Genomic DNA, 22003 nt, shown 5'->3' on the forward strand with positions numbered 1-22003 from the left:
CAAAGGAATAAGTGAATAGGGAATGAGTCGATTTTTGGCATGCTTCTTGCTATATAAATAAAAAGGATTTTAGCAGGAAGGGGATGGAATTCAATGTTGGAAAATCAAAGTTTACCGCATTTTATTTTGCAAAGTATCGAAAAAACACCTAGTAAAGTGTATTTACAATTTGAAGAACAAAGGATTACATATGAGGAGCTTTATCATCGAATTGCAAGAGCCATAGCGGGATTTTGTGAGCTCGGTATTCAAAAAGGAGACAAGGTTTGTATTATGCTTCATAACACTCCTGAATATCTGGATGTATGGTTTGCTTTATCTTTTATGGGAGCAATTGCGGTGCCTCTAAATGTACATTTAAAAGGAGAAGGTTTGCAGTATATAGTATCTCACTCTGATTGTAAGTTAATTATCGTAGATAAGGAATTTGTTCCTCAAATTGCCTCTTGTTTGTCATATATACATAGGAACATTCAAATTGTTGCTTACCGAAAAAATGAAAGCGCGGTCATTGTAGGTAATGGTAAAGATCAATTAGTAATTGAATTGAAAGATGTACTAAATACAAATAATCATTACCTTCCAAATACATTTGTTTCCTCCACTTCTATTAACAGTATCCTTTATACCTCTGGAACGACTGGCTTACCTAAAGGGGTCATGTTAAGTCATTCTGCTTATGTAAATTCTGCGAAGTCATTTGCCAATTATATGGTTGGCGCAAGTTCAAAAGATGTCTTATTTACAGCGCTTCCGTTATTTCATATAAACGCTCAGGCCCATACAGTACTTGGATCCATTTCTTCCAATGCAACGATTGCTCTTGGTAAGCGGTTTAGTGCTTCTAGATTTTGGAATGAAATTCGCAGTCATGGCGTAACCATTTTTAATTCTTTAGGATCTATGATTCCTATTCTCTGCAAGCAGCCAGAAAAGGAAGACGATAATGACAATTTAGTAAGGGTGACGGCTTGCGCCGCTACGCCTAAGGAGTTTTGGAAGCCATTTGAGGAACGGTTTGGTGTCCGGATTGTGGAAGGTTACGGATTAACGGAAACGACGGGTTTTTGTGTAACGAATCCATTGCATGCCAATAAGCCACCTTCTATAGGAAAACCATATTCTTACGTAGAGACGAAAATTGTTAATGAGGATGGAAATGAAACACGGACTGGTGAAATTGGAGAGATTTTTATTCGTTCCTTACAGGGACAAGCATTCATGGAAGGCTATTATAAAATGCTTGATAAAACAGAGGAGGCAATGAAGGAGGGATGGTTCCATACAGGAGATCGAGGTTATCTAGATGAGGAAGGTTACTTATATTTTTGCGATCGAATTAAACAGTGTATCAGGAGGCGTGGTGAAAATATCTCCTCTTGGGAAATCGAAAAAGTTGTGAATAATCATCCAAAAGTACTTGAATCAGCGGCCATCGGTGTCCCATCAGAAGTGGGGGAAGAGGATGTTAAATTATATGTGATTGTAAAGGAAGATAAAACGATGTCCTATGAAGAGGTTATAGATTGGTGTCAAGAACATATGGCTTATTTTATGGTACCTCGATATGTTCAGTTCAGTGAAACTTTCCCAAAAACCGCGACGGAACGGATTCAAAAGTTCAAGCTGAAGGAGGAAGGGATCGGCAGCGCATGGGATCGGGAACAGGCCGGTTATGTAATTAAAAGAACGAGTTGATATGTTTATTTTACTTTATTACATATTGGAAAGAAGGGGTTGAATTGGAAAATAAGCGGGTTATTACATGGTCCAAAGAAGATGGAATCGCAACGATTATCATTGATAATCCTCCTGTGAATGTACTGAGCGTTGCTGTGGTAGAGCAACTGACGATAGCGGTCGATGAAATTGAACAGGATGATGAGGTAATTGTTGTACTTCTAACTGGCGCTGGAGAAAAGGCCTTTGTTGCAGGAGGGGACATTAAGTCGTTTCCGGAATGGATTGGGAAAGGGAGTGAATATGCGGAGAGAAAATCATTGTGGCTTCAGAATCCGTTAAATAAAATAGAAAGATTGCCGAAGCCTGTAATTGCTGCTATTAACGGATTAGCGCTTGGGGGCGGGTGTGAATTAGCTTTATCATGTGATTTACGGATTATAGAAGAACACGCCCAAATCGGGCTTCCAGAAGTGAAGTTAGGTTTGTTTCCAGGTGCGGGAGGAACGCAACGTTTGCCGCGATTAATAGGAACTGCAAGTGCGAAGGAAATGATGTTTACTGGTGAACCGCTCACTGCTGAATTAGCTTGGCGGGTTGGTTTGGTGAATCATGTTGTTCCGCGAGGCGAATCGCTGAATATGGCGAAGGAACTAGCTGTGAAAATGGCTCGGTTTTCTCTTCCTGCATTATCTTTGATGAAGCAATCTATCGATAAAGGTCTATCTTCTTCTCTTGAGGACGGATTAAAAATAGAAGCTGAAAATTTTGGACATGTGTTTCAAACGAGTGATGTAAAAGAGGGAGTGGAGGCTTTTATAGAAAAGAGGGCACCAATCTTTCATCATAAATAAAAAGCTATAACTATAATATGCAAAAAGTAATGCCTGCTCTGGCAGGCATTACCACAATATATACAAACAGAAAAGGATACAAAGTTGAAAAATCCATATTATGGAGGGGGATTGGGGTTATGGATTTATTGATTGTATTGTTATCGCTTGGCTTACTTATTTTTGTAGCTTACCGAGGATTCTCAGTCATTTTATTCGCTCCGTTATGTGCGTTGCTCGCTGTATTTTTAACAGAACCAGCGAATGTTTTACCGTTCTTTTCTAATGTTTTTATGGCAAAAATGGTCGGATTTATAAAATTATATTTTCCTGTATTTTTGCTTGGAGCGATATTCGGTAAAGTGGTAGAAATCACTGGTATAGCAGAAAAAATTGCGAAAATTATTATCCATTTTATAGGCGTGAAAAGAGCAATTCTTTCCATCGTATTAATGGGAGCGATTCTTACATACAGTGGTGTCAGTTTATTTGTCGCAGTATTTGCGATTTATCCATTTGCGGCGCAATTATTTCGTGAGGCTGATATCCCGAAACGTCTCATTCCAGCGACAATCGCATTCAGCGCATTTACGTTTTCGATGGATTCACTTCCTGGATCGCCTCAAATCCAAAATGTTATTCCAACTACGTTCTTTAAAACAGATATTTATGCCGCTCCTACATTAGGAATTATCGGAGCACTGTTTATCTTTATATGTGGTATGTTGTATTTGGAAAGGTGTAGGAAGAAGGCTGCTGCTAAGGGAGAGGGGTACTTTGGAAAAGGCGGTGCCACTTCTGAGATGGCTGCCACAACTAGTGCACAATTGGTGCAAAATCCGAGTGCTTCCAGCGATGTAATTCCAGTTAGTTACTGGATAGCTTTTCTTCCGCTTGTACTGGTTGGTGTAATGAATAAAGTCTTTACAGTGTTCATCCCTGTTTGGTATACAAAGGGATTTGATTTTGCATCCATAGGTTTGAAGGAGTACGGAACAATTGATATGGGACAAGTCGTGGGGATTTGGTCTGTGGAAATGGCACTACTTATCGGTATATTGTCTGCTATTTTATTAAATTTCCAAGCAGTAAAAGCACATTTTCAATCAATTACAAGCGTGGGCGTAAGTGGTTCAATCCTAGCTGCCATGAACACCGCAGCTGAATATGGGTTTGGTGCCGTTATAGCAGCTTTACCTGGATTTGTCATGATTCAAAACTATTTAACGGGGACTTTCTCAAATCCTTTAATTAGCGGAGCGGTCATGACGAATATATTGTGCGGACTGACGGGATCAGGCTCGGGTGGGATGAGTATTACATTAGGTTTAATGGCAGAAAAATATATTGAAGCGGCAGCGAACTTTGATATTCCGTTAGATGTGCTGCATCGTGTAATTGCAATGGCGGCAGGAGGTATGGATACTTTGCCTCATAACGGAGCGGTTATAACCTTACTTGCAGTTACAGGATTAACGCACCGGGAAGCTTATAAAGAGATTTTTGGTATTACGATAATTAAGACATTAGCTGTATTCTTCGTAGTTGGAATGTACATGATGTTTTCTATTGTATAATAGGAAGATTGATTGTCTGCTATAAATAACGCAGACTTCAATTTGAAATTTGAATAGTGGTAAATAGAAAAAGCCACCATTTCATGAGATGATGGCTAAGAGGAAGAGGAGATACTACTAGTAGTATCTCCTTTTATTTAGTTAAATATATGTACATAATATCTCCCCTGGCAATCCATCAATCTCACAAACTTTCTCTGATGTAAAACCTACATGTATTAAAATTTTGCGAGAGGGGACATTGTTCGGATCAATAATTGCTTTTAGTACGTTTATATCTGTCTGCTTCGCTATATTCATTAATTCCTTTGCAATTCTGCTACCATATCTTTTTCCCCAGTGCTTCGGCAAAATCATATAACCAATTTCAGCTTCTCTAACATTATCTTCGTTTACCGTAACATGTCCAAAACCAATATATTCATTTGTAATAGAATCATATACTTTATAAGAGCCGAATAGTTGATGGTTTTCATTACGTTTTAACAGCCTTGTAAAGTCATTTTGCGCTTCATCTAACGGAGTAGCGCGTTCGGTAATTTGCGCCATTACTTCTTTATTGAATACAAGTTGGAAGTATAAATTAAAATCTGTTTCTTCAAATTTAGTTTTTGCATAATATTCCTCCTAACAAATTTTCATTTGTTCTTCAGAAAAAAAATAAATTAAATCGTAATTTCAATTTGATTGCCTTCAGGATCGCTTATCACACTTTCGTAATAGCCATCTCCAGTGAAACGTGGCCCGTTTAGTAAAGGATAACCATCATTTTTTAATGTTGTAGTTAATTCATTTACACGTTCTTCACTACCGACAGAGAAAGCAATATGAGCATAGCCAGTTATGTTGAGGTTAGGCTTGTTTTCTATACCTTTTTTACGCATAAGTTCAAGTCTTGCTCCAGATTCGAACGTAATAAAATAAGATTCAAATTGTTTCACTTCATTATGATATAAAGAGTTCGCTTTACCATTAAAGTACTTCGTATAGAAAGAACGCGTTAATTCTAAATCATTTACCCAAATTGCAATATGTTCTATTTTCATAGTTTTCACCAATCCTAACTTAACTAATTAGGCTTTCACTTTATAAAAATTGTTTTTGCATTGCAAGAATTTTGACTGGGTGTTAAAGGAGGGGGTTAATTTTTGGTTATTTATGAGCATACAATGTGTAATTAAGTAAAGAATCAACATAGCTTTTACAGAAAAGGGTGAATGAAGCATATGAATTCATTTGAGCAAATGATGTACGTTGGTGTCATTATGTCTATTGTATTATCCGTAATGATTTTAGGATCTTTATATTATAACCCTCGTCTTTCGTTAACAGAGTATCCGAAAGATATTCAAAAGGTAGTTTTTCCAAAATCGATTCATGAAAAAAAGCAAACGATTTATTTTAACATTGCATATAATGCTATTCTTTTCGGTACTCCTTTCGTTTCTACATATATACTACATAAACATGAAAAATTATTATATATTGATGCCTATTTACATACTTTTGGTATTTTAATGATTTTTAATTTAGTAGATTTGTTTATACTGGATTGGCTAATCTTTTGCTGGATTACCCCAAGATTTGTTGTTATTCCTAGTACAGAAGGCATGAAGGGATACAAAGATTATAAGTTTCATTTAAGAGGGGCTATAGTCGGCACAAAATTTTTAGCGATTGTAAGTTTGTTTTTGGCAGGAATTGTGACAACTATTTAGTATGAAGAGTTTATAGAAGATAATGAGATTTATAATATATAGAATTAAAAATGAGAATTTGATAGTATTGGAGTAAGGAGTTTTAATAGCAGTATATTAAGTCGTATTAATATACTGTTGCAAATGCTTTCCTAATTTTATGGAAGCATTTGATAGAATTCAAAAAAATAATGGAGGCTAATATGAAAAAAATAATTGGCGCAGCAACAGCAACAGTTTTTGGGATGGGGGCTTTTACCACAGTCGCTACTGCAGAAACAATCGTAACAGCAGATGTACTCAACGTACGTGAAAAACCGACTACTGAATCAAAAGTTGTCAAAAAAGTAAAAGAAGGAGAAAAGTTAAAGGTTATACATACGGAAGAAGGATGGTCCAAAATTGATTTAAATGGTAAAGAAGTCTTTGTAAGTACGGAGTTTACAAAAGATGTGTATTATGTAACAGCGAATTTGTTAAATGTCCGTTCTGATGCAAGTACAGAATCAGAAATACTTGGCAGACTAAAAACAAATGATGTAATTGAATCAACGCATCAAGTAAAAGACGGTTGGCTACAATTTGAGTATAAAGGAAAAACAGCTTATGCAAATGTTTCTTTCCTATCAAGTACAGCACCAGTTGAAAAAAAAGCTGAAGAGAAAACGAAGCAAGTAGCAAAAGTGCAAAAAACGGTTAAAGCTAAGATAGAAGCTAAGACTCAGAAGGTAGCAAAAGCTAAGGAAGAAGCGAAAGTACAAGAAGTAGTAAAGCCTAAGGAAGAAGCGAAAGTACAAGAAGTAGTAAAGCCTAAGGAAGAAGCGAAAGTACAAGAAGTAGTAAAGCCTAAGGAAGAAGTGAAAGTACAAGAAGTAGTAAAGCCTAAGGAAGAAGCGAAAGTACAAGAAGTAGTAAAGCCTAAGGAAGAAGTGAAAGTACAAGAAGTAGTAAAGCCTAAGGAAGAAGTGAAAGTACAAGAAGTAGTACAACCTAAAGAAGAAGTGAAAGTACAAGAAGTAGTAAAGCCCAAGGAAGAAACGAAAGTACAAGAAGTAGTAAAGCCTAAAGAAGAAGTGAAAGTACAAGAAGAAGCAAAAGCTAAAGAAGAAGAGAAAGCAAGAGAGATAGCAAAAGCTAAGGAAGAGGCCAAAGCAAGAGAGATAGCAAAGGCTAAAGAAGAAGAGAAAGCAAGAGAGATAGCAAAGGCTAAGGAAGAAGAGAAAGCAAGAGAGATAGCAAAGGCTAAGGAAGAAGAGAAAGCAAGAGAAATAGCAAAGGCTAAGGAAGAAGAAAAAGCAAGAGAAATAGCCAAAGCTAAGGAAGAGGCCAAAGCAAGAGAAATAGCCAAAGTTAAGGAAGAAGAAAAAGCAAGAGAAATAGCCAAAGCTAAGGAAGAAGAAAAAGCAAAAGAAGAGTCTAAAAATAACATACAGTCTGCTAAACGTGAATTAACGGTAGTAGCGACAGCATATACTGCTGATCCAAGTGAAAATGGTACATATGGTGGACGTGTTTTAACTGCGATGGGGCATGATTTAACGGCTAATCCGAATATGAGAATTATTGCAGTAGATCCGAAAGTAATCCCATTAGGATCTAAAGTATGGGTAGAAGGTTATGGAGAAGCTATCGCTGGTGATACGGGAAGTGCTATTAAAGGAAATCGTATTGATGTTTTAATGGGTTCAAAAAGTAAAGCTATGAATTGGGGAAGACAAACTGTTAAAGTTAAAATTCTTTAATAAATATAGTTAACTAGATAGAAGTCAGTTCTCTTTATTGAGGCTGGCTTTTATTTGTGAGTTAATATGATTCATTCATGGAAAGAAAAAGTAAATATATTATATATCAAATCATTTACTATGTACTTTCACTCATAATAGTGTAATTAAGTTTAAAGTATAGGTGTATTCTAGTGTTAATCTTTTTATAATGAAGTGGATTAGATTTATATAAAGCGAGGATAGAATATGACAATGGAATTATATGGGGAACAGTACAATGACATGAAAGGGTATAGGGTAGTAGAAGGAAAAGAATCCTACAATCATTACTTTGGTGGTGAAGAGTGTAATTTACCATTTTGTAAGTTATGTGGTGAGAATATGCATCAAATTCTCTGTTTTGATTTAAAAGATGAGAGGATTGCTGAACTTAAAAGTAGTGAACTAGACATTTTACCTTTAGTTTCATGCTTGAATTGCGCGATGGTGTGGGAACCGCAATATTTTCAGTTAAGTGATGGAGGTAAAACGGTTCAAATCATTCAGCAGCAAAATGCAGAAGAATGGAAAATGGAAGAGGGATATAAGCTACCAGTTCCCTTCCCAAAAAGAAATGTAAGGCTTATAAATATGAAAAATGAAGATATACCTTCTGATGAAGATAGTTACTGGGAAGCTTTTGACTTGTTCGGTTCGGAATATATATGTAGATTATTAGGAGCACCGTTATATAATGATTTTCCAGAAGATTTGAAATTTCCGTGTTGTTCTAAAGAGATGAAGTATGTTGCTACAATTACATAAGATATCGAAGAACGCGGACTGATTTCAGTAGTTGATTTCCGGTTTGGGGAAATGAATATATACTATTATTTATGTAAAGATTGTTCAATAATAAAAACTGAGATACAAAGTACCTAACAAGACTAACATATTATGTTAGTCTTGTTTTTTGATTGCAACATCATTATGAATTGCATCAAATATATCTTTTTGCGTAAAGTTATCTGTAAAAATAGTTTCTCTGGCAACCTTAATGGTATCGTGCGGATTATACCATTTTTGTAGGGAATCTTCACCAAATTCATGCCTTTTTTCCCTTGTATTATGTCGTCGAATCGTTTCGTTTAACGATAAATCAAAGTAATATGTATAGACGTTTCCTTCAAAAAAATGTATTAATTCTTTCAGCATATCACCATATCTACGACTGTTTAAAATGCCTTCTAAAATAACAAATTCACATTTTCCTTTTCCGTACTTTGTAATTTCAAATAGTAAATTATGCGATAAATTACCCATCGTATCATTTACTCTAAGCATATCTCTACGTACAACATCTTGTGATACTAAAAGTGTACCTTGTCCAAAATGTTCTTGTAGTTGCTTTGCGATTGTTGTTTTACCACTTGCGGAGTTTCCTCTAAGAATGATTAATGTTGATTTAAGTATAGGATTAGACATAATGAATTCCCCCAGCATGAATGATTATATAGAAAATTTTAACAAATAAACTGTGGAAAGTGTATAATTAATAGGATGGAAATAAAAAGGTGGGAGTTAGATGGAACATGAATTAAATAAGGCGCAGCCGATTTGGAAACGGACATGGTTTCGCTACCTAGGGGCATTTATAATTGTTCAATTACTATTTATTATTTGTGAGATTACAGGATGGGCACCAAATTTTAAGCCAAGTGGAGAGTTTTTAAATAGAATTTTACATTCTGAATTTTTCACGAAATGGTTCACTCCATATGAAATTCCTCATTTTAATGTATTTACAGCATTTTTTGCGATTACAATGTTACCATACGCACTAGTAGGTGCAATGAAAGATTTCACAACAAGGAAAAATATAAATAATTAAAAAGAGGTAATATATGCTATTTCAAAAAGATCATGTATCGGTACGGTACGTAAAAGAAGAGGATGCACCAATCATTTCAAAATGGTTAACAGACCCAGAAGTCTTGCAGTATTACGAAGGAAGAGATAATCCGCAATCTGTAGAAATGGTACTGAATCATTTTATACATAATCCAAATAGTCATGAAAAAAGATGTTTAATAGAGTTTGATAATATGCCAATCGGTTACATTCAAATGTATCCAGTTGATTTTGAGTGGAAAGCATTATATGGCTATGAAGAATCTCAAAATGTATGGGGAATGGATCAATTTATCGGTGAGTCGACTTATTGGGAAAAAGGAATTGGAACGAAACTCGTTCAGGCAGCAATTACATATATTATGGAGAACACGGGAGCAGAAGCAATCGCAATGGACCCGAAAGTAAATAATGAACGCGCGATAAACTGTTATGAAAAATGCGGATTTAAAAAGGTGAAGATATTAAAGGAACATGAGCTGCATGAGGGGAAATTAGAAGATTGTTGGATGGTGGAATACAAACAAAAGGGAGCTGCGCGAAATGAAAAGAGCTTTAATAGTAATTGATGTGCAAGCAGGTATGTATACAGCAGGAATGCCAGTACATAATGGGGAAAAGTTATTAGAAATATTGCAAGAGCTTATTGGGGAATGTCGTTCAAATGATATTCCAGTTATTTATGTACAACATAACGGGCCAAAAGATCATCCGTTAGAAAAAGGTACAGCTGGTTGGAAAGTACATGAGGCAATTGCCCCGCAAGAAGGGGACAGTATCGTTGAAAAGACGACGCCAGATTCATTCCATAAGACAAAATTAAACGAAGTATTACAAGAAAAAGGAATTGAACACGTTATTATTTCAGGTATGCAAACGGAGTACTGTGTGGATACGACAACGCGAAGAGCGTTTAGTGAAGGGTATAAAGTAACGTTAGTGAGTGATGCACATAGTACGTTTAATACAGAAGTGTTACGTGCGGAAGACATTGTGAAGCATCATAATGTAGTGTTTGGAGCATTTGCTGATGTTGTTGCACTTAAAGATCTGAAAGTGTAAGCGTAAATAGGAAAGCGGCTGTCTCTGAAAGAGTGGCCGCTTTTTTATTTGAAATCAAGTTGTTGAAAGAATCTGCATATTAAAAATGCAAGTTAATTGAGATATATGGTCGTTATAGAGAGAGGGAATAACTTACTACGTGTTGATTAATCCGAATATAAAAGCAACAAAATCCCATGCACCATACTTACTTTCACATCTTACGAAACCCGTCTCCTACGCGAGCTGTTGAAGGATGTTTGGAGATAGAAATCGCTGTAGTTTTTCATCGAATAAATGAAACTCGTTAATAGCTAGTGATGTGGTGCTAGCCTGTGAAGAAAAAATTCATTATCACAATACGTATGATTAATGTTTTACCCTTCTCTTGTACTTTATTTTGACTCCTTAGACAGTTTGCTCTTTTTTAAATACCCAGTGTAAAAGATGGTTGATAATGTGGTATCATCCAGCCAAAAAGTTTGCCGATAAAATGGGCAGCAATTAGTGCATCGATTCTAATTGAGCCTAATGATTGAATGAAAATTACACATAATGTACCAGGCACACAAATATTTATTAAATCGCTTGAAATTTTTGCTTTACTGAATTTCAAATGAAATTTCTTTTGCTGCTTCTAAAGCTATTTTTTTAGCTTCTGTTTTAAAATTGGACGCTGCTAAAACGTATCCATATCGATGTCCCATTGATGTAGGTGGTTTTAGAAAAGTTCCTTTTTTAGGTTTTATATAAACTTTCTCTACACCAGGAAATCTAGAACTACGATTTTTGCCTGTAACTCGAATTAGTTGTCCTTTAGATTTAACTGTTAGGTAATGGGCGTACACATATTTATGATGTTTTTTGTTTAGTGAAGGTTTATTTCCTAACATTAATTTAATAGTTTCTTGTACTAAGTTGATTCCATGCCCAATTTCAATTATGTCATTCATTGCTCCACCTGATATTCGGGGATTTATCTCAATTAATTTCCAAACATCATTTATTCTCCGGAGTTCTAGATGACAAGCTCCATTTTTCATATTAAAAGCCTGAATAACAGAATTAACTGCATTGAAAAGACTATTGTATAGTCTTTTGTCTACTTGTCCTAGTAAAGAATACCCAGTAACAATAAAGCGTTCAAAAAGTGTAATTTCTTGTTCAATTATTGCTATAATATGAACTTTTCCATTTTGAACTAAAATTTCGACTAAGTACTGAGGCCCATCTATATATTCTTCAAGTAGAATTTCTTCATTAGGTAGTTTTTTTAAAAGACTTTGCATAGATAAAATTAATTGATCCTTATTTTTTACTAATAATACATCTTTTGAGCCTGTTGATTTAGGGGATTTCACAATAAGAGGGAAGTTTATCTTATTATTTTTATTAATAAAAGATGATAATGATTCTGTTGGTTTGTAAATTAAATAGTTGAGTGAGATTGGTAAACCTTTAAGTACATTACGAGTTAATATTTTGTTTTCCATATGATGGATAGCTTTAGAAGATACAATATTTGAGCAAAATTTTTCTGATAAACGCGCAGCTACATAAACATAAGGGTCAATAAAACTAAATATCCCCTTTATGTTTTTTCCTGATTTATTTAATTTTTTAATTGTTGTAATTATATTATCATAATCATTTATATCAGTGAAAATCATCTGATGTACATCAGGGAACATAGTGCGTTCATTAATAAATTTTGTTTTTTGAGTTAATAAAACAGTAAAGAAATTAAGTTTTTCAGCTGCTTTGATTGCTTCCCTACTTGATCCAGATTTATTTGTTTCAATGAAAACGATAGTATCCATTTTATGTCACCTTAACCTTTATCATTTATCATTTTATAAAATCTCAGGTTTATTATTTCTATAGGTAGAATATTAAAATGAGGTTAAGCTTGTTCTTGATTTTTCGAAAAATGGTTGAATGAGGGAGAACATGAATATATATTATTATGAATTTGATATTTGTTTTGAAAAAGATCTTTAGAAAGAAGGGAAGAAGAACAACATGACTATAATTGGTATGCTTCATCATCGGAAAAATCCGAATGACGTAAAGAAAGCATATACTTACGCTGCTGTAGCGAAAGCTGAAGGTGTAGACTTTTTTTATTTTACTTTAGGAAAAGTAAATTTAGAAACAGAGAAGATTTTAGGTAAAACTTATGAAAATGGTAAATGGATTGAAAAAGAATTTTCTTTTCCAGATGTTATTTATAATGCAAGTGTTCATATTAGTGATAAAACTCAGGGAATTTATGATTATCTACATGAAAAAGTTCCTTTTACAAGTCATTCTATTGGAAATAAATTAAGTGTATATAACAGAATAAATAGAGCAAAAAAATTTAAGCAATATCTTATTCCTTTTTATGAATTAAATGATGTTAATAAGTTTTTTGACTTGATTAATCGTTATGAAAAAATTATTATTAAACCTATTTCTGGACATCAAGGTAGTGGTATTGTTTTCATTGAAAAAAATGGGGTCGATTACAGTATGAATGAGTCAGAACAAATTTCAACTATTAATAAAAAAAAATTACAGAGCTTTATATCTGATAAGATTCATGAGCAAGGATACATAGTTCAACAGTTTATTTCATGTCAAATGAAATCTGGTCATGTTTATGATTTTCGATTGCATGTTCAAAGAAATGGGGAAGGACGGTGGGTTGTTACTTCTATATTCCCAAGAATAGGTCCATTAGGAAGTATTGTATCAAATATGGCTAAGGGTGGTTATAGTACTTATTTAGATGTTTTTTTAAAAGCGGAATTTGATAACGATTGGTATAATATTAAAAGGTATTTAGAACGATTTGCAGTAACTTTTTCTAACCATTTTAATTCTTTATTTAGGGATGTATTATTTGATGAGTTAGGAATTGATGTAGGGATTGATAAAGATCAAAAATTGTGGTTATTTGAGGTGAATTGGAGACCAGGAGTACCTAATATATTTAATCTGGAACTAGATGTAGCTAGAAATTTAATTCAATATGCTAGATATTTGGCTGATAAATCTAAATAAGAAAAGGAAAGTAGAAAATAAAATGAAACGTAGAAACCTTTATATACCAATGTTTCTACTAATCTCTATTTCTATATCTTCTATAAGGTTTTTCTCCATACATCCCGAAATTCGGCAGATGCTGTATCTAATACGAGGAAGATACCGGAACCGGATAATACACCTCTCATTGTGGGTGGGGGTACATATTTATAAAAAAATACGCTTGTCCAATCCATTATCATTCTCCAGTCATTTAATATTACAAAGGGGGGAGAATATGGAAAATAATGAAAAAATCACGTTTCGATTTGTAAAAAAAGATGGAGAAGAAATTGATTTGGGAAATCTTGCTGATAAACGAAAAATTGTCATTGTAATTAATAATCAGATTACATTTGCACCGAATACAACACAAATTGCCAGTGGAGCCGGACAAAATAGTGCAGCAGGAAGTAATGCAGCAATCGATTCATCGAATACCCGACAGCAAGGAGCAGTGGGTGCTGGAGGCGAAGCCATAAATAAAGGAATTAGCGGGGACCAGATTGAGCCGCATAAAAAGAAAAAAGAAACTCCAGTTGAAGAGGAAGAATTTGTAATTATCATCAATAATCAAATTAATAAAACTCGTAAGGAACAGGCCGGTGCTACTCAAGTGGCAAGTGGTGGTGGAGAAGACAGTGCAGCGGGAACCAATGCTGCCATTGAAAGTTCTAATACCAAACAGCAACATGCAGTGGGAGGCGGAACGGATAGTTCGGCAGAAAATGCAGGTGAAGAAGGCGACCAAATAGAAAAATGTGATTAAAAAAGGGTAGAATCTGGATCTTCGGATATAGATTCTACCCTTTCCTTTAATTGGTTATTACGGTTAAGATGGTTTACTCTCGATAAACATTGTTTTTAAATTTTTTAGATGAGGTAGCACAATATGTCATGCCTATCAACTTTAGTATTTTATTACACCAAAAAACAAAAAATGTCCAATTTCTATTGGAGATATCAATTCATTCGTTACGGGGTATTTGCTTTTTTTTACTGGATGGCGATGGTGCCCCTGCATCTAAATGTTACTTCTTCTTATCTTTATCCAATATATTCTGTTCTTCAGCAAATTCTGTACCATACGCAAAGCGGCGATTAATATGAATATTATCATTTTGGTGCCTTGTGTGTGAGTTAGAGAAGCGATGAACGATTACTTCAGATAATGTAAAGACAATAGCAGAAAGGAAACTACCCCATGCAATTTGCATGTAATTGTCTAATAAAATATTACCGAAAATCCATACGCTTAAATACGTTAGTAAGAAATCCGACATTATGGCACCAGTATTGCCAATTCGATTTAATATGATTTTATCGACGAACATATAGGATACGATTGTAACAAAAAGACTAAATGAAATAATTTGGACGAATGTTGCAGGGAAAAATAAAGCAAGTCCAATACTAAATGCGATAATGCACGATATAAACTTAATAAGAATTACAGTAAAACCATTCAATATTTACACCTCCGATTTATACATAGTTTTACAATAAATTTAGGAGTTCATACATTGTAACAAATATATTTACATAAAACTTTTTCATGTTCGATTTTTGTCTAAATATTAAAAAAACAAAGGAAAAATGTTATAGTAAAATGAGAGTATATGACATTTTTAGGTAAGGGGGAATCCATGGTGTGGATTACTTCAGAAGTAGAAATTCCAGATGAGTTAATTGATCATCTGGAACAAGGAAAGTTAGTACTATTTGTTGGAGCGGGAGTTTCTATGAAAGGGAAATCAAACTTACCGAATTTTGATGATCTAGTTGATGAAATTGCGAAGACGTTATATGTGGAAACGCGTGAAATAACAGAACCACATGATTATTATCTTGGTAAAATTGCGAAAACAAAAGACGTACATCAAGTTGCAAGAGATTTAGTTCATACTGAAAAGTCAAAGCCGAATCCGCTTCATTATGCGATTCCAAGGTTGTTTCCTTTAGATACAGAAGTCCGCATTGTAACGACAAATTTTGATCGGCATTTTACAACTGCGATGAAAGAAATGAATAGAGAATTAAACGTATATTATGCACCTGCGTTACCTACAGGTAGAGCGTTTAAAGGACTTGCTTACATACATGGCAATATAGAACAAGAGAAAGAAGCGTTAATTTTAACAGATGGTGATTTTGGAAGGGCTTACTTGACGGAAGGGTGGGCAAGAAGATTTTTAGTTGATTTATTCTCGAATTATACCGTTTTATTCGTTGGATATAGTCATAATGACCCAGTAATGAAATATTTAGCGACTGGTTTACCACCAAGTACAAGGCGTTATGCATTTGTTGCACAAGGGGAAAACACGTACCACTGGGAGCATTTAGGAATCCGGCCGATTGTATATCCGAATAAAGGCAATAATCATCAATCACTCGTTAAAGCAGTGAAGCGATGGGCGGAATTAATGGGAGATAATTATATTACAAAACGAATGCGCATTCGTGACATAGTAACAGTTCCGCCGTCAGTAGAGCAGGAACAATTATCATACATAAAACAATCCATAAAAAAAATTGAAACAGTCCGCTACTTTGTTGAATTTGCTCATGATTATGAATGGGTGGAATGGCTTGAAGCAGAAGGGAAATTACAAAATTTATTTTTAGTTACATCAAATGATAATGAGGTAGATGAACTACTTGCTGAATGGTTAGTGGAACAATTTCTTTTTAGTCATCAAAATGAATTATTTCAATTGATTTTTAAAAATCATTCTAAACTATCTCCGTTATTATGGAGAACAATTTGTAGCTACTTAAACGAGACGAAAATTGAGATGGACCCGTTGTTGTTTGCAAGATGGACACTTCTTTTATTAGAAACAGCTGAAAAAGATAGTAAATCAATTGAAAAAATTTCTTACTTACTGCAAAAATGTTCTTTTCCTGAGCATAAAGAGATTGCTTTATTATTACTAACGTTTATTTTGGACGGAAAACTGAAATTGAAGCGGGAAAGGAAATGGGGGAATGATACGCAAGAATCAATAGAACTTGAGGAATCGAGTCGTTTACCAGTGTCTACATTTTCTTATGTGGAGCAAATGTGGAATGAGAAGATGAAACCGCATATTTCCTATTACGCCTTACCAATTATGATGATGGGAATAGAGAAGATGCGAATGTTATCACTACGACAAACGGCATTGAAAAAAAGGGATAAGGAAAATGTTGAAAAAGAGTTTCAGCAAAATGATCTTGCGTTTTTAATTCAAATTGCAAAAGAGTGTTTAGCCTATTTATGTGAAAACAATGAGAAAAAAGCAAATTATTATATTACAGAAATGATAGAAGCAGACAGCGTGCTTCAGACCCGGATTGCAATTGATGCGATGAATAAAAATGTATTTGTTAGCGCCGATGACAAAATGAAATGGTTGTTACAAAAAGGACTTCTTTTAGATGTCACGTATAAACACGAAGTTTTTCAGCTTATAAAAAATCATTTCGCATCTTCTTTAGAAAAAACAAAGGAAGAAGTCATTCAAATTGTACTGAAAGACCTTGCAGAGGAGAGAGCATTTGATGTTTGTTTAGTATTAGATTTATTATTCACTTGTGATTCAAATAGTCCATCTACAGCAAAAGGTTATGAGGTAATGAAGCAAAAACATCCTCACTTTCATTCGGATCGATACAGTGTACAAAAGAAAGAGACCGCAGAACAAAGTATTACTTGTAATGTAACTGCTGATGGATTATTACAACTGAAAGACGATGAAATTATGAAGCAAGTTCGTCAATTTTCTGAAGACGGTGTTTTTGAACAACGTCATTTTTTAGAGATGTTATCGAAAGCATGTAAATTGAATACAGAATGGAGTATTTCATTTGCTTATCAATTAGTTAGCATGCATGAAATAAGTAATGAAGTATGGTTTGTTTGTATTAGAGAGTGGCGAAATAACCGAGGACTGACAAATGAACAAATCCAAAAAGTTATTCCGCTATTGCAGAAATTTGTTAGAAATACTGCTTTTCATTGGTTAATTAGTAGCTTTCTATATGAAATTAGTAACCGATTAGAAGAGTTAGAGGAAAATAGCATACGTAATGTGAAACGATTTGCTTTTTCGGTATTCCCTCAAGTAATGAAAAGTGATACAGATTTTAAGCTTGGAAAACAAGATTTTTACAATGAATCAATCCAGCATCCTGTTGGGAAAATGACAGCTGTATTATTAAAACTGTTATCATATGATCATTTATACGATCGTAACGTGTATGAATATTTATTTTTATTTGAAGAACAATTAAGAGTTAGTTCAGAGCGGACAAATTACATGTTAGCTCGTTTAGTAGCAGATATAACATTTCTTTATCATATTGAGAAACAATGGTGCCGAAAATATTTGTTACTGTACTTAGATTTAAAGAAGGAAAATGAGATTACGAAATATGCATGGGCAGGCTTATGTTACACGCAAATCAATTTACCTTTATTTACAGAAATGAAGCGATTTATTAAGTATGCGGTAGAACATTTGGGAGTATTGCATCCGTATACAAGGGAAGCTTTTTTGAAATGGCTTAGTTTTGTATTTATTAAATGTGTACTGTATTGGGAGCAAAAAACAGATTGGTTATACCCGTTGCTTATACAAGAAAATGAAGAAAATAAAATTAAATTTATGCAGTTTTTATGCTATTACGTCAAAACGTTAAGTGTAAAAGAACAACAAAAATTTTGGGCAGCTTGGCTCAGTGTATTTTTGCGAGAGCGACCGAAAATGGGTGAAATCACAGCAAGAGAATATGTAATGCTTTTGCGTATTATTTTATTTATGGATGAAATAGTAGAAAGAGGATTATCTATAATAAAAACATTTTCATATGTGGTTGGAAAAGGGAATCAAACGGAGTTAAAACAGTTATTCAATGAAATACTTGAAAAGACAGAGCGTATAAAAAAGTATAAAGAATTGTATGCAAATGTATTTTTTAACTTACTACAAACGCTTCAGGAAGCCGATTTACTTGAAACGGAAATCATTCGAATAAAAGAAGTATTAACCCGGTTTGGGGTAGAAAAGTATGTATTAAATGCAATAGATAATGAGATAATTCGCATCGGAATTGTTATGGAGAATTTACAAGAAGAAAAGTAGGACGGAAGTGGAATTTTAAAAAATATATAAAAAGTTGTTGACAGTGTTTTGAAAAGCGTTCTATAATACGAATCATACTTATTCAATTTCAAAAACATTTGAATAAACAAAGTGCAATGAAGAGATCACAGTAGTGGTTAGTCTTACTGTAACAGAGAGCTGGTGGTTGGTGTGAACCAGTACAGGGATAATCATGAATTACAGTCTTGGAGCATCTTTTTCGTAGTAAAGATAGTATTGTCTTTATGAAGAAAAAGCGGTCAATTGATCGTTAACAGTGAAGAGAGGTAGACAGAAATTTAGTCTACAACTAGGGTGGTACCGCGATAAATATCGTCCCTACTGATTTATTCAGTAGGGACTTTTTGTATTTTAGTGGCCTAACTTGAAAATTAAATATATATGCGTTGAAAGGAAAAGCAGTAGTTGTTGTTTCCCTGTAACAGAGAGCTGGTGGTTGGTGCGAACCAGTACAAAAACAAGAGCGAATTACAGTCCTAGAGCATCTTTTTCGTAGTAAAGATAATATTGTCTTTATGAAGGGAAAGACGGTCAGATGATCGTTAACAATGAAGAGAGGTAGACGAAAGAAGTCTACAACTAGGGTGGTACCGCGATAAATATCGTCCCTACTGATTGAATCAGTAGGGATTTTTTGTACAAAAAAGTGGGTTTTTATCTAGTAGATAGTGTCCTTATGATAAGTATTCGTTTAAAATAAGAAGAGGTATCGATTCCACTTAAAATTTGTATAATTTATCAGTTCAGAAAATAGAGAATTTTTCATTCTCTTACTATACTTTTAAAACATTAGAGGAGGATTTCCAAATGGCAAATCATGAATTAGATCAATTACGTAAACAGGTAGATGAAATTAACTTACAACTATTACACCTTTTAAACAAACGTGGTGAAATTGTTCAAAAAATTGGGGAGCAAAAGCAGGTACAAGGTACGAAACGCTTTGATCCAGTACGTGAGCGTGAAGTACTTGATATGATCGCAGAACATAATGAAGGACCATTCGAAACGTCAACAGTTCAACACATTTTCAAAACAATCTTCAAAGCTAGCTTAGAATTACAAGAAGATGATAACCGTAAAGCATTACTAGTATCACGTAAAAAGAAACAAGAAAATACAATCGTTGATGTAAAAGGTGAATTGATTGGAAACGGGACACAAACGTTCATTATGGGACCTTGTGCGGTAGAAAGCTTAGAACAAGTTCGCCAAGTAGGGCAAGCGATGAAAGACCAAGGCTTAAAATTAATGCGCGGTGGTGCTTTCAAACCGAGAACATCTCCATACGATTTCCAAGGTTTAGGAGTAGAAGGATTACAAATTTTACGCCAAGTAGCAGATGAATTCGACTTAGCGATCATTAGTGAAATTTTAAATCCGAACGATGTTGAAATGGCATTAGAATACGTTGATGTAATTCAAGTTGGCGCACGTAACATGCAAAACTTCGATTTATTACGAGCTGTAGGTAAGGTTAACAAGCCAGTATTATTAAAACGTGGATTAGCAGCAACAATTGATGAGTTCATTAACGCAGCTGAATACATTATTGCACAAGGTAACGACCAAATTATTCTATGTGAGCGTGGTATCCGCACATACGAAAGAGCAACACGTAACACATTAGATATTTCAGCAGTACCGATTTTAAAGAAAGAAACACATTTACCAGTTATCGTTGACGTAACGCATTCAACTGGACGTAGAGACTTATTATTACCAACAGCGAAAGCAGCACTTGCAATTGGCGCAGATGCAGTAATGGCTGAAGTACATCCAGACCCAGCGGTTGCATTATCAGATTCTGCACAACAAATGGATATTCCAGAATTCCATAGATTCATGGATGAGTTAAAAGGTTTCAAAAATAAATTATCTTAATTCCATATCATATATGCGCTGAAGAGGAAACAGTAGTGCTTATCTCCCTGTTAAAGAGAGCTGATGGTCGGTGTGAATCAGTACAAAGGTAAGCATGAATTACAGCCTTGGAGCATCTTTTCCGCCAACTGTTGGAGGGAAGGACGGTCTAATGATCGTTAAAGAAGAAGAGAGGTAGACGATAGTTGTCTACAACTAGGGTGGTACCGCGATAAACATCGTCCCTACTGAGCGCTCAGTAGGGACTTTTTTGTACAAAAAAATAGTAAAGGGGCAAGAGAAATGAGATACATTACAGCTGGAGAATCACATGGGCCGCAGTTAACAGTTATTTTAGAAGGTGTACCAGCAGGTTTAACATTAACAGCGGAACATATTAATAAAGAATTATTAAGAAGACAAAAAGGGCACGGACGCGGAAGACGTATGCAAATTGAAACTGATACAGTTGAAATTGTAAGTGGTGTTCGTCATGGGATGACACTCGGTTCGCCGATAACGTTAATCGTAAAAAATGATGATTTCAAACATTGGACGAAAGTAATGGGTGCAGAGCCAATTTCGGAAAAAGAAAGTAAAGAAATGAAACGTACAATTACAAAACCACGTCCAGGACATGCGGATTTAAACGGAGCAATTAAATACGGTCACCGTGATATAAGAAACGTGCTAGAGCGCTCATCTGCAAGAGAAACGACAGTTCGTGTAGCTGCTGGTGCAGTTGCGAAACAAATTTTAAAAGAATTAGGCGTAGAAATTGCAGGGCATGTACTTGAAATTGGTGGAGTAAAAGCAAAACATATTTCAAACTTATCAATTGAAGAGATTCAAACAATTACTGAAAACTCACCAGTTCGATGTCTAGATAAAGAAGTAGAACAAGAGATGATGGATGCGATAGATAACGCTAAAAGTAGTGGAGATTCAATCGGCGGCATTGTTGAAGTCATTGCAGAAGGCATGCCAATAGGTGTTGGTAGTTACGTTCATTACGATCGTAAGTTAGATGCAAAACTTGCTGGTGCAATTATGAGTATTAATGCATTTAAAGGTGCTGAAATTGGCATTGGTTTTGAAGCAGCAAGACAGCCAGGAAGTAAAGTGCATGATGAAATTTTATGGGATGAAGAACAAGGATACACGAGAAATACGAATAATGCCGGCGGTTTAGAAGGTGGTATGACAACAGGAATGCCAATTGTCGTAAGAGGTGTGATGAAACCAATACCTACATTATACAAACCGTTAGCAAGTGTTGATATTGATACGAAAGAATCATTCCAAGCGAGTATTGAAAGATCTGATAGTTGTGCAGTACCAGCAGCAGGTGTAGTAGCTGAGTCTGTTGTAGCATGGGAACTTGCACATGCACTAGTCGAACAATTCGGAAAAGATCGTATGGAATTAATTCAGCAAAACATTACGCAACATAATAAATACGCAAAAGAATTTTAATAA

The 22003-nt window shown here is 34.7% G+C and carries 17 protein-coding genes, 4 pseudogenes and 3 other annotated features; of the genes and pseudogenes, 14 read left to right on the plus strand and 7 right to left on the minus strand.

What is annotated here, in order from left to right:
* The first annotated feature begins 93 nt into the window (after nt 1–93).
* The 3 genes from ACXVYO_RS11680 to ACXVYO_RS11690 all read left to right on the plus strand — a co-directional run bounded on the left by ACXVYO_RS11680 (nt 94) and on the right by ACXVYO_RS11690 (nt 4090).
* Nucleotides 94–1698 (plus strand): ATP-dependent acyl-CoA ligase, encoded by a 1605-nt coding sequence (locus tag ACXVYO_RS11680; protein WP_458467119.1) that lies wholly within the window; start codon nt 94–96, stop codon nt 1696–1698.
* Between the two features lie 44 nt (nt 1699–1742).
* Nucleotides 1743–2534, plus strand: a complete 792-nt coding sequence (locus tag ACXVYO_RS11685) for an enoyl-CoA hydratase (RefSeq protein ID WP_458467120.1) — start codon at nt 1743–1745, stop codon at nt 2532–2534.
* Between the two features lie 119 nt (nt 2535–2653).
* Nucleotides 2654–4090, plus strand: coding sequence for a GntP family permease (locus ACXVYO_RS11690; RefSeq protein ID WP_458467121.1), 1437 nt, complete (start codon nt 2654–2656; stop codon nt 4088–4090).
* Nucleotides 4091–4231: 141 nt separating this feature from the next.
* On the opposite strand, the pseudogene ACXVYO_RS11695 reads toward ACXVYO_RS11690, so the two are convergent.
* Nucleotides 4232–4696, minus strand: a pseudogene (locus ACXVYO_RS11695) (GNAT family N-acetyltransferase); the annotation flags it as partial.
* 59 nt (nt 4697–4755) lie between these two features.
* Nucleotides 4756–5136: a VOC family protein gene (locus ACXVYO_RS11700; RefSeq protein ID WP_458467122.1), complete on the minus strand. Its 381-nt coding sequence runs from the start codon at nt 5134–5136 to the stop codon at nt 4756–4758.
* Between the two features lie 180 nt (nt 5137–5316).
* Here ACXVYO_RS11700 and ACXVYO_RS11705 point away from each other — a divergent pair, with 180 nt between their 5' ends.
* From ACXVYO_RS11705 to ACXVYO_RS11715, 3 genes and pseudogenes are all read left to right on the plus strand, one after another.
* Complete coding sequence (locus tag ACXVYO_RS11705; RefSeq protein ID WP_458467123.1) at nt 5317–5808, plus strand: nitroreductase; 492 nt, start codon at nt 5317–5319, stop codon at nt 5806–5808.
* A gap of 182 nt (nt 5809–5990) precedes the next feature.
* Nucleotides 5991–7529, plus strand: coding sequence for a cell wall-binding protein EntB (gene entB / locus ACXVYO_RS11710; RefSeq protein WP_458467124.1), 1539 nt, complete (start codon nt 5991–5993; stop codon nt 7527–7529).
* A 228-nt stretch (nt 7530–7757) separates the two neighbouring features.
* Nucleotides 7758–8432, plus strand: a pseudogene (locus ACXVYO_RS11715) (hypothetical protein).
* Between the two features lie 18 nt (nt 8433–8450).
* Here ACXVYO_RS11715 and ACXVYO_RS11720 read toward each other — a convergent pair.
* Entirely contained in the window at nt 8451–8975 is a 525-nt protein-coding gene (locus tag ACXVYO_RS11720) for a kinase (RefSeq protein WP_458467125.1), read from the minus strand.
* A 100-nt stretch (nt 8976–9075) separates the two neighbouring features.
* Here ACXVYO_RS11720 and ACXVYO_RS11725 point away from each other — a divergent pair, with 100 nt between their 5' ends.
* The 3 genes from ACXVYO_RS11725 to ACXVYO_RS11735 are packed head-to-tail and all read left to right on the plus strand — an operon-like array spanning nt 9076 to nt 10463.
* Nucleotides 9076–9381 carry a YfzA family protein gene (locus ACXVYO_RS11725; RefSeq protein ID WP_458467126.1) on the plus strand — a complete coding sequence of 102 codons (306 nt, stop codon included), beginning with the start codon at nt 9076–9078 and terminating at the stop codon, nt 9379–9381.
* A gap of 13 nt (nt 9382–9394) precedes the next feature.
* Entirely contained in the window at nt 9395–9970 is a 576-nt protein-coding gene (locus ACXVYO_RS11730; RefSeq protein WP_458467127.1) for a GNAT family N-acetyltransferase, read from the plus strand.
* Nucleotides 9945–10463 carry a cysteine hydrolase family protein gene (locus tag ACXVYO_RS11735; RefSeq protein WP_458467128.1) on the plus strand — a complete coding sequence of 173 codons (519 nt, stop codon included), beginning with the start codon at nt 9945–9947 and terminating at the stop codon, nt 10461–10463. The genes ACXVYO_RS11730 and ACXVYO_RS11735 overlap by 26 nt, the downstream gene beginning before the upstream one ends.
* 118 nt (nt 10464–10581) lie before the next feature.
* Here ACXVYO_RS11735 and ACXVYO_RS11740 read toward each other — a convergent pair.
* From ACXVYO_RS11740 to ACXVYO_RS11750, 3 genes and pseudogenes are all read right to left on the minus strand, one after another.
* Nucleotides 10582–10754: pseudogene (locus ACXVYO_RS11740) on the minus strand (IS4 family transposase); the annotation flags it as partial.
* A gap of 96 nt (nt 10755–10850) precedes the next feature.
* Nucleotides 10851–11070, minus strand: a pseudogene (locus ACXVYO_RS11745) (hypothetical protein); the annotation flags it as partial.
* Entirely contained in the window at nt 11045–12262 is a 1218-nt protein-coding gene (locus ACXVYO_RS11750; protein ID WP_458467130.1) for an ATP-grasp domain-containing protein, read from the minus strand. The pseudogene ACXVYO_RS11745 and the gene ACXVYO_RS11750, both read right to left, overlap by 26 nt.
* Nucleotides 12263–12464: 202 nt before the next feature.
* Here ACXVYO_RS11750 and ACXVYO_RS11755 point away from each other — a divergent pair, with 202 nt between their 5' ends.
* Entirely contained in the window at nt 12465–13490 is a 1026-nt protein-coding gene (locus tag ACXVYO_RS11755) for a YheC/YheD family endospore coat-associated protein (protein WP_458467131.1), read from the plus strand.
* A gap of 259 nt (nt 13491–13749) precedes the next feature.
* Nucleotides 13750–14280, plus strand: a complete 531-nt coding sequence (locus tag ACXVYO_RS11760; RefSeq protein WP_458467133.1) for a hypothetical protein — start codon at nt 13750–13752, stop codon at nt 14278–14280.
* 262 nt (nt 14281–14542) lie between these two features.
* Here ACXVYO_RS11760 and ACXVYO_RS11765 read toward each other — a convergent pair whose 3' ends face one another.
* Nucleotides 14543–14980, minus strand: coding sequence for a YndM family protein (locus ACXVYO_RS11765; protein ID WP_458467134.1), 438 nt, complete (start codon nt 14978–14980; stop codon nt 14543–14545).
* Between the two features lie 150 nt (nt 14981–15130).
* Between ACXVYO_RS11765 and ACXVYO_RS11770 the strand changes: the two genes are divergently transcribed.
* The 3 genes from ACXVYO_RS11770 (at nt 15131) to aroC (ending at nt 22000) form a co-directional block, all read left to right on the plus strand.
* Nucleotides 15131–18640: a DUF4020 domain-containing protein gene (locus tag ACXVYO_RS11770; RefSeq protein ID WP_458467135.1), complete on the plus strand. Its 3510-nt coding sequence runs from the start codon at nt 15131–15133 to the stop codon at nt 18638–18640.
* A gap of 107 nt (nt 18641–18747) precedes the next feature.
* Nucleotides 18748–18984 (plus strand) — a binding site (T-box leader).
* Nucleotides 18985–19038: 54 nt separating this feature from the next.
* Nucleotides 19039–19274, plus strand: a binding site (T-box leader).
* A gap of 194 nt (nt 19275–19468) precedes the next feature.
* On the plus strand, nt 19469–20545 hold the full coding sequence (locus ACXVYO_RS11775) for a bifunctional 3-deoxy-7-phosphoheptulonate synthase/chorismate mutase (RefSeq protein WP_088096758.1): 1077 nt from the start codon (nt 19469–19471) through the stop codon (nt 20543–20545).
* Between the two features lie 9 nt (nt 20546–20554).
* Nucleotides 20555–20774: a binding site (T-box leader), on the plus strand.
* A gap of 53 nt (nt 20775–20827) precedes the next feature.
* Nucleotides 20828–22000, plus strand: a complete 1173-nt coding sequence (gene aroC / locus ACXVYO_RS11780; protein ID WP_458467136.1) for a chorismate synthase — start codon at nt 20828–20830, stop codon at nt 21998–22000.
* The last annotated feature ends 3 nt before the right edge of the window (nt 22001–22003 follow it).

It is taken from the genome of Bacillus sp. BC08 (genome assembly GCF_054326875.1).

Excerpts from the sequence above, each read along its gene's own strand:
- ACXVYO_RS11755 (WP_458467131.1), top strand. The coding sequence starts at position 12,465 with ATGACTATAATTGGTATGCTTCATCATCGGAAAAATCCGAATGACGTA.
- ACXVYO_RS11725 (WP_458467126.1), top strand. The coding sequence starts at position 9,076 with ATGGAACATGAATTAAATAAGGCGCAGCCGATTTGGAAACGGACATGG.
- ACXVYO_RS11700 (WP_458467122.1), bottom strand. The coding sequence starts at position 5,136 with ATGAAAATAGAACATATTGCAATTTGGGTAAATGATTTAGAATTAACG.
- ACXVYO_RS11775 (WP_088096758.1), top strand. The coding sequence starts at position 19,469 with ATGGCAAATCATGAATTAGATCAATTACGTAAACAGGTAGATGAAATT.
- ACXVYO_RS11770 (WP_458467135.1), top strand. The coding sequence starts at position 15,131 with ATGACATTTTTAGGTAAGGGGGAATCCATGGTGTGGATTACTTCAGAA.
- ACXVYO_RS11690 (WP_458467121.1), top strand. The coding sequence starts at position 2,654 with ATGGATTTATTGATTGTATTGTTATCGCTTGGCTTACTTATTTTTGTA.
- entB (WP_458467124.1), top strand. The coding sequence starts at position 5,991 with ATGAAAAAAATAATTGGCGCAGCAACAGCAACAGTTTTTGGGATGGGG.
- aroC (WP_458467136.1), top strand. The coding sequence starts at position 20,828 with ATGAGATACATTACAGCTGGAGAATCACATGGGCCGCAGTTAACAGTT.
- ACXVYO_RS11760 (WP_458467133.1), top strand. The coding sequence starts at position 13,750 with ATGGAAAATAATGAAAAAATCACGTTTCGATTTGTAAAAAAAGATGGA.
- ACXVYO_RS11735 (WP_458467128.1), top strand. The coding sequence starts at position 9,945 with ATGAAAAGAGCTTTAATAGTAATTGATGTGCAAGCAGGTATGTATACA.
- ACXVYO_RS11750 (WP_458467130.1), bottom strand. The coding sequence starts at position 12,262 with ATGGATACTATCGTTTTCATTGAAACAAATAAATCTGGATCAAGTAGG.
- ACXVYO_RS11705 (WP_458467123.1), top strand. The coding sequence starts at position 5,317 with ATGAATTCATTTGAGCAAATGATGTACGTTGGTGTCATTATGTCTATT.
- ACXVYO_RS11730 (WP_458467127.1), top strand. The coding sequence starts at position 9,395 with ATGCTATTTCAAAAAGATCATGTATCGGTACGGTACGTAAAAGAAGAG.
- ACXVYO_RS11720 (WP_458467125.1), bottom strand. The coding sequence starts at position 8,975 with ATGTCTAATCCTATACTTAAATCAACATTAATCATTCTTAGAGGAAAC.
- ACXVYO_RS11680 (WP_458467119.1), top strand. The coding sequence starts at position 94 with ATGTTGGAAAATCAAAGTTTACCGCATTTTATTTTGCAAAGTATCGAA.